The following is a 12532-nucleotide window of genomic DNA, read 5'->3' on the forward strand; positions in this document are numbered from 1 at the left end:
TTAACGGGTCCTAATATTCGCCATTATTTTCAGGCGGCGCCCCCTTATTCGAACGCCGTCATCCTTCATTTGCTATCAAGAAAGCTCTGCCACTGGTCATTCAAACGAACGAAACTCGATCCCGACAGTCCCCCTTCGCGGGCGTGGATGTCGAGCAGATCATCGGCCGGTGTCCGCATTCGATCGGTGTAATATTCCAAGTAAGCTTCAAATATACGCGACGTATCAGCCCCTTGGAAACAGGGCGGCAGACCGCCAAAGGCATCACGCGCAATCCGCATGATTTTCTGGGCTAGCTGAGCCATCTCGGGATTTTGCAGCCCCTTGGTGGAATGCTGCCAGTATTCGATCAGTCGGCCGCGCAAAGGCAGGAGCAGATCAAGTCCGGCATGCAGCGCCGCATCGTTATAAAGCATAGCCACATAGAATGCCGCCGGCGCCACCTGCCAGAACCTGGTCTGGCAATCGAGCGAACGCAGCTCCATGAAACCGCGGGCCCTGACTTCGGGGAACTGCAGCGAAAGATGCGTCTGCAGATCCTTCAGCGTGGGTTTCACGCCGTCGATGCCATGCTCGACCCAATCCTTGAAACGGAAGCGGCCATCCATCACGCGATACTGGAGGGGTTCAGCGAAGACCACGCGACCATTCATGATGAAATCATAATAGGTTTGAACGCAGGCCTTGCGATCCATGGACTTCACGACGCCTTCCAGATAGGGAAAGCCGGTCCGCGAATCATCCATATGCTGCCAGGTGCGCGCGCGATTGCTCAGATAGCCGTTGACCTTGCCATCCATGAAGGGCGAATTCGCGAACATCGCCGTTGCAAAAGGCGCGAGGAGGTTCGACAGAAGATAACGCTTGGCGAGCACCTCATCGTTGCCGCCAAAATCCAGGTTGACCTGAATCGTACAGGTCTGCCGCATCATGCGCCGACCGAATTCATTTTGATTGGTGAAGAAGGCATCCATCGCGCGATAACGAGGCTTGGTCATCTGCAGTCCGATTTCGTCCACAGTCAGCCAGGGATTCATGCCGACCTGAACGATGCTCACGCCTTTTTCGGCCAGGGCGGTATCCAGAATGCCCTGAATGCTCTGCATCCTTTGAATCGCTTCCGACAGGCACGGATAGGGTCGCGTGGAAAATTCCAGCTGACCGCCCGGCTCGAAGCTGATCATATCCGAGTCGTCCAGACTGATCGTCAGAAGATGCGTGGGATCATCGGGCTGGTAATTATATCGCCAGACTGACTGCTGAGCCTTCATGCTTTCCAGTGCCGGAACCAGTCCACCCTGGTCGAAGAGAGGCACCGTCGCGGGTTTCTTCTCATCCATGGACTTCGTCCAGAGCGGCAGCATCTCAACTTCAAGACCGACCAGCCCTGGCCACTTTGGATATTTGGTGCAGTAGTCCGCGGGGCGTAGCGGAAAGACTTTGTGGTACACGTATTCGTAGCAGGCCTCGGCACTCAAGGTTTCCTGCTTCTGATCCGCCATGCTTGACCTCTTTTTCAGTATAACCTGTCCACCTTCGTAGGCCCGGTTATACCCTGGCAGCACCAAACTGCACAAGTGTCCGCTCCCACGGGGTCGCCTTTTGTAAGAAAAGCGCCGCCGGAACCCGGTCCGTGGCGCTTTTTCGCTCAGTTAAAAGCTCTTACTGGGCTTCCACTTCCACATTGATCGCAAAATTCAAAATCCCATAGCGTCGCACGGCGTCGATCAGCTTGACGACATCGCCATGGGGCGTTTTCACGTCAGCGGAAATCAGCGCCTGCACGTCGGGCTTGGCTTTCTTGCGTTCGGCGATCACCTGAGGCAGCTCTTCATAGCTGATCGGCTTGCCATCCAGAAAAAGTTTGGAGTCCTTATCGATGCTGAAACCGAGGTTGGTCGCGCCGGTGTCCTGACCCGTCGCGGCCTTGGGCAGCTCAAGGTTGATGGACTGATTCGTGATATAGTTGGCGGTGACCATGAAGATGATCAGGAGCACGAGCATCACGTCCACAAGGGGCGTTACGTTGATATCGTTAATACCTTCTTCATCATTTCCTACGCTGCCAGCCATGGCATTTCCTTATTTTGAGAAGTGAGCGATGACAAGACCCTTCATCGCTTCGGCGTTGGATAACTTGCGGCGCACGACGCGCTGGAAACCGTTGAACGCGATGACGGCCGGGATCGCCACGATCAGGCCGACGGCGGTCGCGATCAGAGCCTCGGAAATACCGGCCATGACCACCGAGGGACCGCCTGCGGGGTTGGTCGACAGATCGCTGAAGGCCTGGATGATCCCGATAACGGTACCGAAGAGACCGATAAAGGGGGCGTTGGAACCGAGGGTGCCGAGGATCACAAGGCCGTGGTCGAGCTTTTGTTTCTCGCCGAAGAGAAAGCCGGTCATGCTCTGGTCCATGGCTTCCACGCCGCGGTCCTTGTATTCAAGGCCCTTGAGGATGGTTTGCGATTCGATGGACTGGCTCGTGCTGCACACGCCTTTGATGCCGTCGATGTCGTTGTCGATCAAACGCCGGGTAACCTCGCGCGAGAAGCTCACGAAATCGAGACGGATGCGGGCGTAATAAATCAGACGCTCGACGATGACGCCCAGCGAGATCACGCTGAGAGCCAGGAGGAGCCACAGCACCCACGCGCTGCCTAGGGAAACGATCGCCAGCAACTTGTCCACGATGTTAAATTGCATCTTACTGCTACTCCTTTCGCTGAGAGAACCCTGTTCTCTTCAAGATATGGCATAGGTCCATCAATGGTGTCATCAAGCTTCTGATCGAAAGGCCTGGGACATAAAGTCTTCGTAAAGACGGAGACTGACGATCCCCTCGCCCATTTGTTCAGAACTGACCCGCAGAAGACCGGGTCGATCAGTCGCTTCGTGCAGGATCACGTGATCCCAGGCCAGTCGATCCCGCATGAATTGCGATTGGGCCGCTATTTTTTCCGCACGCGCGACCACCCAGCCGCGCGGGGTTTCTTCAAAAAGATAACCGCGATCGTTCCAGGGCTGCAGAAAAAAGTAGGCCCGATCACCAGCCAGTTTGCCGCTTTCCCAAAGAGCCTTCGGTGTGGCACCGGCCTCATGCTTTGTTCGCCGGTTGCATGCGTACATAAGATCGCGGAATTGGGTGAATGCGTCCCGGACCTGCCGGCTATCGCTGACCGGACGCCACTCTGTTAAGCTACGGCGTTCGGGACGGGCAAGGGTCAGGCGATGGCGTTTCTCAGGCGCACGAAATTCTTGAGCCTTGGGCTTTTGCGAGCCGCCCCCGGTGTATTTTTCCCCTGGCCACCAACTGCGCCAGCTGATCAGGGGCTTCAGGGTTTGCAAAATTTCCTGAAAATTTCTCACAACATTCCTTGACAAGAAACGCAAGGTTCCGTAAACAAACACCTCACCTCGAGAGACTTTAAAAATCTCTCAAAGAATGTGAAAGCGGGTGTAGCTCAGTTGGCTAGAGCGGCGCGTTGCCATCGCGCAGGTCGAGGGTTCGAGTCCCTTCACCCGCTCCAAAATTCACAGTCGAGGTTTCCCAAGCGGGTGTAGCTCAGTTGGCTAGAGCGGCGCGTTGCCATCGCGCAGGTCGAGGGTTCGAGTCCCTTCACCCGCTCCATCATCTTCTTCAAGTATTCCATACTCCACTCTATCGTGAATCCATAAAACAGACGCGGGCAAAAGCTGCAGTCGTCGCAATCCCTTTGCCAATCCCATGGCTCAAGGGCCTCCGAAAAAAAAATCCGCGGATCGAAATCCGCGGACTCTGCAGGCAAAGGATTGGGTACATGCTTACCTTTTACTCCTCTACTGCAAACGCCATTCCAAAAAGACATAGCAGAAGGCACAGCCCCCAGTCCGACTATTCCCTATGAAATCCTGCACCTGCTAGGCCTACCAGATTTCCAGTCACTACAGCCCCTTAACTCCAGCAATTTGGTAAATCTGATAAAAATTCTGCATAGGCCTTAAACTTCTTTAGGGTTGACACCCGCAGGGCCGGGTGCTTTAAAAGCCACGCAATGCGCAAGGTTTCCTCCAGGAATCAAAAGGGAAGTCGGTGAAAATCCGACGCGGACCCGCCGCTGTAAGTTGGGAGCGCCTGATCCAAAACCACTCGATCGCATCGGGGAAGGGGATCAGGACCTGGTCACGACGCCAGAGACCCACAAGCCAGAAGACCTGCCTGCGCCATGAGGTTCGACAATCCCCGGGTCATTGGGAATGTTGAAGTGCAGCGGTGCGTGCGCCGTTATCCTTCCATACCCCGGGTTTGCCGTGACCTCCCCACTTCAGGGAGGAAGTCCGTGCCGACCATTTACACGCAAGCCAGACGTCATCTGCGCATCACCCGTCATCTGAAAATGAACGTCGCTCAAAAAGCGTTCATCACGCTCGCGATCATCGGTGTCGTGCTCTACACGATGTTCTTCACCACAACTCCGATGGTTCATGATTATTTCCATGATCTGCGTCACAGCCTCATGCTGATCCCCTGTCATTGAAAGGCGGACTTCGTGTTACCATTCCTGCTCAGCACTCTGCTTCTTCTCGTCCCTATGCTTGCAGAATCCGCGGAACCCGCCCTTCTGCAGCTCGAAACCTATCAGGATCCCGGTACGGTGCATCCCCGCACAGATACTCTCGGGTTTCGTGTTTTGATTCATGCCCGCGATGGCCATCCCGTTTCGAGCGCGCGTCTTAAAATTCATTTGAAGGCGCCGTCCACACCCTGGATTGGATCAACGGATTTTCCTGTGGTCGAAGGCTCCTCGCTCCTGAATCAGGACATTCATGTGCGCGGCGCCATGCATTCCTTTCAATTCGTGCCACCGATTCGTGGAACTTATACCCTGACCGCAAGCGTGGAACCCTTGCCCGGGGATATGAGTTTCGCGCCGACGCAAAAAAGCTGGCAGACCACCATTCAGGAAAGCCCGGAGCGAAAGACCAATCTCGCCATGCTGATCGCCATCCTCGTCACGGTCGGCGGACTGAGCGGATTCGTCCTGGGTCGCAGTGCAGCATCAGCCGCGCTTCTTCTCTTCATCGTTTTGCCCTCTCAAACTTTGAAGGCCCACGGCTCCCATGAGCATAAAAAAATCGCGGCACCGCCACCAGCTGAAGTCAAAAGCAAAGAAGGCTATCGTCTGGAGATGGATGTCGTGACTCCAGAGCCGCGCGTCGGTGAACTCAGCGAGATCATCGCCCGTTATCAGAATGCCGAGGGCGAGCTGCAGGCGGCTCTTTTTCATATGGAAGTGAAGCAGCTGGAACATGATCACGTTGTTTTCTCCAGCGATGTCTCCGCTCCTGATGGCCTACTTCACTGGGAGGGTCAGTTCTTCGATGGTTCACCGCACCGCGTGTCGTTGACTGCGAAACCGCTCATGGAAGAGAACCCAGGCCACCTTATAAGAATAGAACGCGATGTGGACGTCACCGGAGTCGAACCTCCTTTGCGTTCCGTGATCAAATCCTTCGGTCTTCTCATGGCCATCACCGCGCTCGCACTTGTCCTGGGCCTGCTCCTTGGACGTTACTTTCCTCAGCAGAAGGGCAGGCTCACGTGAAAGATGAGCGGCTCATAGATCAGGTCATCGGCCAGGACCATGCTGTTGCCGTGGTACGACTCGCCGCGAAACAAAGGCGCTTCGTTCTTTTGATCGGTGAACCCGGCACCGGCAAGAGTCTCCTTGGCCGTTCCATGGCCGAACTGCTGCCGCCAGTCGACGCCTACTGCGTGGCCAGCATGCCGAATTCCAGCGATCCATCCTGTCCGCACGTCATCTGTCGGCCGCGTTCAGAAATAGAAAGCGCCTGGAATAAAACGCGGCTCCAGGAAAAGCGCGAGCACTTCAGCCACAATTATCTTTTGGCTCTCGCAGCGCTGGGCATCATCCTCGTCTGCGGTTGGCTCATCGTCCGTGATCAGTCTTATGGTTTTGCTCTTGCGGGCCTCTTCGCTCTCGCCTGGCTTTGGCGGCAAAGAAAAATTCCAGCACCACACCCGCCCCTCCGCAGCGCGAAAATCCTGGTCGATCGTCCGGCTGGTCACGCCCCCTTCATTGATGCCACGGCCAGTCGTGAAGGTGCGCTCTTTGGTGACGTGCGGCATGATCCCTATCAATCCGGTGGCGGGGAAAGCCCTCCGCATGTGCTGGTCGAACCCGGCGCTGTGCATCGGGCGCATGGCGGCGTGCTCTATATAGATGAAATCGGAAACCTGCCGGTCGATGCTCAGAAACTTTTGCTCACGGCCATTCAGGATAGGGCCTTGCCCATCACCGGACGTCAAAGCGGATCGAGCGGCACACTTATCCGCAGTGAGCCGGTTCCCTGCAACTTTGTTCTGGTCGCAGCAGGCAATGGGGACTGTCTGAAAAACATCATACCGGCCTTGCGTTCCCGTATTCTGGGCTACGGCTTTGAAGTCCTGACCGCCAGCACCATGGCCGACACGCCTGAACATCGGCGTGATCTGGAACGCTTCGTGGCTCAGGAAGTCCGAAAGGACGGCCGCATTCCTCCCTTCACGCCCGAGGCCCTGACGGAAATTGTCGCAGAAGCCCGCCGGCGAGCCGCCACGAAAGGCCAGCTGACAACACGTTTGCGGGAATTGGGTGGACTCGTGCGCATAGCCGGAGATTTGGCCGTCGAGGAAGGCGAGGCCTGGGTTCATGCATCGCATGTGCGAAAAGCCCAGTCTTATGCTGCATCCATTGAAGAGCAGCAAACCATGCAGCGCATCGGGGACGCTTCTTTCAGTGGGTTGAAACCAGAGCTTCCTGCGCGTCGGGCGCACAACTTTTCTGTGACCCAGCCGTCGACGCTTGCGTCATTTCAAAACGCTGATCAATAACACAGGGACAAGTCAGTCCCGCGACAGGACGTTCGATCACAGCATTCCGCTTGAAAAGACTCGACCAACACAGCGTGTGAAAAACAAGGCCCAGCATTAAAACCAGTGAAATAGCTGAAAATTTCTTGAGAGATCGGAGGTGGTCATCCCCGTTCATAGAAAGCCCCTTCGCATTTGTCTCCCTAACTTATCAGTTGGAACTTTTTTTTCTACGAATGCGAGGGGCTCATGGGTAAAAAAATGTGCAATTTTTAAAGGCTGCGTAAATTTACTGTTGAGACTGCTTGTCGGAATTACTCAGTCGTCATCATCATTTTTGTTCTGAATGCTGACATTCTGATCCTGCGTGGAAAGGCTCGGCGTCGTGTTTGTTATTTCAGGATGCCTGATTTTGCCGCCTTCATGTCCCACCCAGGCCATCAGACCTGTCGTCAGAATAACCGCCATCGCAGTCCCTCGTGTGGCGGGTACCAGCCAGGCTTCTTTTTTTCTGCTCACGAGCCAGCCCAAAGCCGCCAGACCTGACGTGGCCAGCGCGGCGACCAAAGCCAGCTCCGCCGACTCTTCATGCTGCTCGATCAGATTCTCAGAAATTCCTGCCTGTCGTTCCAGAGTATCTTCGGCCGGCTCGCCGGTCCAAAAAGCTGGGAGCGCGAGCAAACCTAAAAACATAGCAGCCAGGAGGGCGAGGCGTTTATAGTCGGACCTTCGCGTGAAGCTGGCCATAAGTATGATAGGTACGAATAGGACAAAACCGATGATGGGAAGATGATTGACGATCAGATGTAATTGGGCTCCGTTGAACATAATGATGTCCTCCTTTGAGTTTCATCATCGTCCCTATTTTTTGTTTCGTATCTAGGACCAAAGGCTTACACTTATCTTGGCAGTTATATTCACGAGTTATGCGACACACTGAGGCTATGGCCCTATGACAGAAAAAGTTGGAAAAGATTCTCTCTTCATCGCGGCCATCTTCGTTGTGATTGCGATAGTAATTCTCATTGATGTCATCAATGATCTTGGGGCCGGTGGAAGTCTCATTCATGTCGGGCTTGAAATAGGCGTCGTGGGTCTGGCTCTGATGGCGCTGAGCTGGATCGGGATTCGAAGTTTCCGGGCGATGCAGGATAGGATTGAGGTTTCTCAGCAGCGTCTTCAGGAACTGGAAGTCGAGGCCGCGCGATGGCGCGAGCAGGTGGCGCGTCTCAAGCCTAATTTGGAGGATGCCCTGACCAGGCAGTTCGCCACCTGGAAATTCACCGAGGCGGAAGAGGAGATCGCCCGGCTGATTCTGAAGGGACTTTCGAACAAGGAAATCGCCGAGGTGCGCGCGAGTTCCGAGAAAACGATCAAGCAGCATACGACGGCGATTTATAGGAAGAGTGGTTTGACCTCGCGGTCCCAGATCGCGGCTTTTTTCCTGGAAGACCTTTTTTAGGGCTGATCCGGGTTGAAATTCTGCACACCGACATCCAGATTTTTCTCACTTTTTTCTTAATAAAATTCAAAAGATCAAAGAAAAATTCGTAAATCGCTAAAGGCGGTATAAAGAAGTCCATGCACACAGCCGATAAGGTTTCCAATGGAGGGATCCACATGAAGGCTCGCATGGGTTTTACCTGGACCTTAGTCATCTGCGGCATGATTTTGATCACGTCCTGCCTGAAGGCACCCAAACGAATCGAGATCAAATCCGACGATGCCGCCTCGTCCGTCCCGACTGAAGTCGAGCCTGCTCAAAATTCCGAATCGAAAGAGGATACCCAGGCCGTTACCGGCCTCGCCGCCCTTCATGCCGATCAAAAATCCTGCGTGGGCTGCCACGAAAAAAACCGTCCGGCGCCCATGCATTATGGGAAGGAAGACTGCGCGACCTGTCATAGCTTTCCGAGCTTCACCGAACGAAAACTCTTTACGCATATGCCGAAGCCCCAGACCTGCGAAACCTGTCATGCGCGTCCTGCCACCGCAGGCCTGCGTGCGTATCCCAACCAGGGTCCCCCTGTTGGCTTCGATCCTAATAACAAAGCAGCGCCCGGTAGCGGCCATTACGTTGGCAAAGACTGCGCGACCTGCCATGCAACACCAGCGGAAGGTGCGATGACCTTCACCTTCTCGCACAGCACGCCCAAGGCCGATTTCTGTCTGCCTTGCCATTTCAACGATGGACGGGGCGAGCATCCCAACGATCCGGCCATCATCCTCCGGGACTTTGGGAACTGTTTCAGCTGTCATAAGAATTTCGATCGGAATGCGACTCGGAATTTTGATACGGCTGGGGGTTGACGCCAGCTTGCTGATAGAGACTTCGACGAAGGCGTGGCGCCCCTCGAAGTCTTTCTACTCATCGAGGCGCGCGATGAGCCAAGGACCACCTGTGTGAATCCAAAGTCTTCCTAAACGATCAACCTTGATCCAACAATAATAAGAGTTTTGCGAACTATAGGATCGAATTTGATCAGGTGTGAGGGCTGCTATCCAATCACCACTGGATGTCCTTTTGAGGATGCGGCCATCTCCAACCCAGGCGAACATGATTCCGGAGTCATTCCCTGAAAGATAGAAATCAGAATGCGGGGCGTTGAAAGATTCCCATTTGCCTTCACGTGTATTCCCTAAAAAATGTATCGAGGTGCCGTCCTCCTGGACGGCAGTCATGAGATAGAAATTGGAACTGATTTTTCTAACAAAGTGCATCGTACTCTTAGCAAGGTCTACTAGCCCGATAACTTCGGGATTAAATCGGCTCAAAACTATTCTGCCATCAGCTGCGGAGTCAGCCCAATAGAAAGAAGATTTTGTTTTAAAAACAATACGGCCCCGGTATTTCAAAATACCGGAAACGTAATCGGTTTCCTCAGCAGGAAGGTCCTGGCTTTGTATTTTCCCATTTATAACCCTGTGCACTTGCTTGGTATAGCCAGAGACATGAAACCAGACGGCGCCGTCTTCTGATTCCTCGAAGGAGTCGAAGGATATTTGGTCTTCCAAAGGTTTCGCGTTGAGCAGGGTAAATGTCGACGCATTTTTGGGGCGAAACCAAAGATCAGTCAAATTTGCAGAATAAATCGTACCATCGCTTGATTCGAAGTTAATGTAATGTTCCGCTCCTGTTGGAAGACCATGACTCTCCTGCTGCCAAGTTCCGTCTTTAAACTTGTAAATACCATGGTCGAAAAATGCCATCTTCAAGTCCCCTTCAGCATCCTCCCAAGGCAAAGGCAACATGCCATGGGATAGACCCAGAATGTTTTGATCGTAAGTCACGACAGGTTGAGCCTTAATACGATGAATTGTGGACGGGCCATTTCGTCCAAAAGATGCATTCAGCCAGAGGGCGCCATCCTTATCCCTATAAATGCTACTTAAGTTGTTCAGAAAAGCCTGAGTTAAGGTTGATGGCCAATGTTTCACATGGGACCCAGTGGCAATATAGAACCCGTCTGCTGGAGCAGCCCACACATGGATCGGGCTTCCCGAGCTCTTGATAGGTGCGAACGCTTCTGTCCCTCCATAACCAGGGTTCAAACGTGCGAATATTTTATAGTCAAAATGCTCAAATTCAGGCAGAAGCTGCCAATCAAGAGACATTGGATTCAAAAAGTATCGTTCGCAAACAATCCTTCCATCATGCGCTAAAGTAGGCGTGCATGGGATCGTTTGGCCGCTTTTTCCCTTAGGTAGAGTTATCGGTTCAAAGGAATTCACGTCAGTGAAATAGCCAAAAACTTTTTCCTGCAAGGACCATGCATAAACCCAAACCCTGTCCGCACTGTCAGCGAAAATCGAGCCTAATGACAGTTGCCGATCTTGCATGAAACTAACCGCTGGCTGCCAGCGAGGACCATTACTCCAAACAAAGAGCCGATTGTCACATAACTGCCAGAAACGATTTTGGAAGTCGATCACTACTGGAAAATAACATGACTGCCCTTGCAGAAGAAGTTCCGGCTTGGGAATCCCTGCTCCCCATTTCTTGCCATCAAAGTGATAAATATAATTGGAATTCGCACAGTAGAAACCGGATTTTGCAATATTCACAAATGAACATGGATTGGGCAACGATGGATCTGGCGCCGGAATAAATTCCCAGCCTATTCCATCCCATCGAGCCTGGACTGTGAAATTTTTCTCTTCATCTCCCCATCTTGTGAATTGAGCATAGAGAACCCGTTCTGGTGATATAAAAAGCATAATGCCCGAAGCCTTTTCAGGCAGCTTAGGGGTCACATCGACCCACGCATTGCCATCCCATCTCCGCACAGTTCCATTTGCAAAAGCCGCAAGGAATTGGCCGGAAGGGTCCTGAATTAATTGGCTGGCGTCGACAGCCTTTCCATCCTGCTTGTATTCAAGCCTCTGAATATTCCAGCTGCGATTATTGATCCAAATGGATCGAGCCACCTCGCTTACATGACCTGCACCGTCCTGAGCACGAACCACAAGGCGCATCATGGATTGCTGGATGGCAGGCTGCTGCCACGCCTCCTGCAGAGTAAATTCAATATCAGGATCACAAGGAGTGAACTTGGAAAGGGATTGACCGCGGCAACGGCCTTGGGTGCAAATCACATCCTTACCCGACAGTGTATCTTTCCCCTGCAGGATAAATTCGACTTTGCATTCGAAAGTTTTCTTTAACGTATCTTCGGTAAGTACATCGTGAGAGCCGATACTGACTTTGGCCTTGATGAAGGCATCCAGGTCTCGCATAAAGGCCCCTTCCTGATTCCAGGACTCCCGCTCCCATTTCAAAGTCAAAGCAGGAGCAGACGTTGAAAACGCCACAGTTTGACAGCGCAATGGACTATCATTGCCTGCTCGATCTCTGGCGAATGCAAAGACATCAAATAAACCAGCTCTATCGCTGCTTATCGCACTAACCGGTTTAAAGGACTCCACCTTACTGCATTTGGACTGAGCCTGGCAGGCAGCGGGAGCCGCAAGGCTCGGATCACCTAGACCAGAGCGTTCCTCGATACAGGCGTAAAGCTGCGAGTTGGGCTGTTCGATCGTCCAGGGCAGAGCTTTTCCGGGCTCCAAGACTGGCAACACTTTTTGTTCGAGGCTCCCACCGACCAAGGGAGGACTTCTCAGGATCGTAAGAGGACATCCAGTGTTCTTTATGAGCGGGCGCGCGATTTCACCGAAGCCATCCAGAAGATCGTAAGCATTCACTTCAAGCTGATAAATGCCTTCATTGAGCTTACTCGTGTCAAGAGTTGGCGGCAGATTCACCGCAGTTTCCCCAAAGCCTTTGACAAAGAGAGGGAACGAGGTCTGTCGCTGGGCATCTCTTGCGAGAACTTCAAGTTTCATGGACTGAAGGTTATCGCTCGATTCGAAGTTCCACTTATGGGTTAAATTCTGATTCGAAAAAAATCCATCTTCTCCACAGGGAAATGCGGTTTGAAAGGAAGGAGAAGAAACCAACTTCTTTCGGAGCAATTGACTGCTACCGCCCTGTTCATGTCGATGCACCAGAGCTTTACGATTCGCGGGTAGCGTCACAAGCAGAGTGCCTTTGTTTTTGGGCAGGCGAACGCAAGCCTTGCTCGAAAGGAACAGCTCATAGCGGGATCCCTCATCTTCTTTATAAAGAGCCTGGATTTTGACCGAGGTTTCCGAGCCAAGTTCTTGTCCACCTTCATC

At 53.0% G+C, this 12532-nt stretch carries 11 protein-coding genes, 2 tRNA genes and 1 riboswitch; of the genes, 7 read left to right on the forward strand and 6 right to left on the reverse strand.

Annotation, left to right across the window (positions count from 1 at the left end; translation table 11 throughout):
• Nucleotides 1-65: 65 nt before the first annotated feature.
• The 4 genes from VFO10_RS27535 to VFO10_RS27550 all read right to left on the reverse strand — a co-directional run bounded on the left by VFO10_RS27535 (nt 66) and on the right by VFO10_RS27550 (nt 3372).
• Nucleotides 66-1502 carry a glutamate-cysteine ligase family protein gene (locus VFO10_RS27535; RefSeq protein WP_325145232.1) on the reverse strand — a complete coding sequence of 479 codons (1437 nt, stop codon included), beginning with the start codon at nt 1500-1502 and terminating at the stop codon, nt 66-68.
• 160 nt (nt 1503-1662) lie between these two features.
• Nucleotides 1663-2073 (reverse strand): biopolymer transporter ExbD, encoded by a 411-nt coding sequence (locus VFO10_RS27540; RefSeq protein WP_325145233.1) that lies wholly within the window; start codon nt 2071-2073, stop codon nt 1663-1665.
• A 9-nt stretch (nt 2074-2082) separates the two neighbouring features.
• Entirely contained in the window at nt 2083-2709 is a 627-nt protein-coding gene (locus VFO10_RS27545) for a MotA/TolQ/ExbB proton channel family protein (protein WP_325145234.1), read from the reverse strand.
• Between the two features lie 72 nt (nt 2710-2781).
• Nucleotides 2782-3372 (reverse strand): hypothetical protein, encoded by a 591-nt coding sequence (locus tag VFO10_RS27550; protein ID WP_325145235.1) that lies wholly within the window; start codon nt 3370-3372, stop codon nt 2782-2784.
• 84 nt (nt 3373-3456) lie between these two features.
• Between VFO10_RS27550 and VFO10_RS27555 the strand changes: the two genes are divergently transcribed.
• The 5 genes from VFO10_RS27555 (at nt 3457) to VFO10_RS27575 (ending at nt 6877) form a co-directional block, all read left to right on the forward strand.
• Nucleotides 3457-3533: transfer RNA gene (locus VFO10_RS27555), tRNA-Gly, on the forward strand.
• Between the two features lie 24 nt (nt 3534-3557).
• Nucleotides 3558-3634: transfer RNA gene (locus VFO10_RS27560), tRNA-Gly, on the forward strand.
• A 392-nt stretch (nt 3635-4026) separates the two neighbouring features.
• A riboswitch (cobalamin riboswitch) is annotated at nt 4027-4219 on the forward strand.
• Nucleotides 4220-4322: 103 nt separating this feature from the next.
• Nucleotides 4323-4520 (forward strand): CbtB domain-containing protein, encoded by a 198-nt coding sequence (locus VFO10_RS27565; protein WP_325145236.1) that lies wholly within the window; start codon nt 4323-4325, stop codon nt 4518-4520.
• 12 nt (nt 4521-4532) lie between these two features.
• The gene (locus tag VFO10_RS27570) at nt 4533-5588 is read left to right on the forward strand and encodes a hypothetical protein (RefSeq protein ID WP_325145237.1); all 1056 of its coding nucleotides are present in this window, start codon (nt 4533-4535) and stop codon (nt 5586-5588) included.
• The gene (locus VFO10_RS27575) at nt 5585-6877 is read left to right on the forward strand and encodes an ATP-binding protein (RefSeq protein ID WP_325145238.1); all 1293 of its coding nucleotides are present in this window, start codon (nt 5585-5587) and stop codon (nt 6875-6877) included. The genes VFO10_RS27570 and VFO10_RS27575 overlap by 4 nt, the downstream gene beginning before the upstream one ends.
• A 297-nt stretch (nt 6878-7174) precedes the next feature.
• On the opposite strand, the gene VFO10_RS27580 is transcribed toward VFO10_RS27575, so the two are convergent.
• A complete protein-coding gene (locus tag VFO10_RS27580; RefSeq protein ID WP_325145239.1) occupies nt 7175-7684 on the reverse strand; it encodes a hypothetical protein in 510 nt (169 codons plus the stop codon).
• A gap of 124 nt (nt 7685-7808) precedes the next feature.
• Between VFO10_RS27580 and VFO10_RS27585 the strand changes: the two genes are divergently transcribed.
• Together VFO10_RS27585 and VFO10_RS27590 are read left to right on the forward strand one after the other, a co-directional pair.
• Entirely contained in the window at nt 7809-8318 is a 510-nt protein-coding gene (locus VFO10_RS27585) for a response regulator transcription factor (protein ID WP_325145240.1), read from the forward strand.
• 158 nt (nt 8319-8476) lie between these two features.
• The gene (locus VFO10_RS27590; RefSeq protein WP_325145241.1) at nt 8477-9166 is read left to right on the forward strand and encodes a hypothetical protein; all 690 of its coding nucleotides are present in this window, start codon (nt 8477-8479) and stop codon (nt 9164-9166) included.
• A 54-nt stretch (nt 9167-9220) separates the two neighbouring features.
• On the opposite strand, the gene VFO10_RS27595 is transcribed toward VFO10_RS27590, so the two are convergent.
• A partial coding sequence (locus VFO10_RS27595; protein ID WP_325145242.1) for a hypothetical protein occupies nt 9221-12532 on the reverse strand: 3312 nt, incomplete at its 5' end.

The sequence above is a fragment of the Oligoflexus sp. genome, from assembly GCF_035712445.1.
Lineage (GTDB): Bacteria > Bdellovibrionota_B > Oligoflexia > Oligoflexales > Oligoflexaceae > Oligoflexus.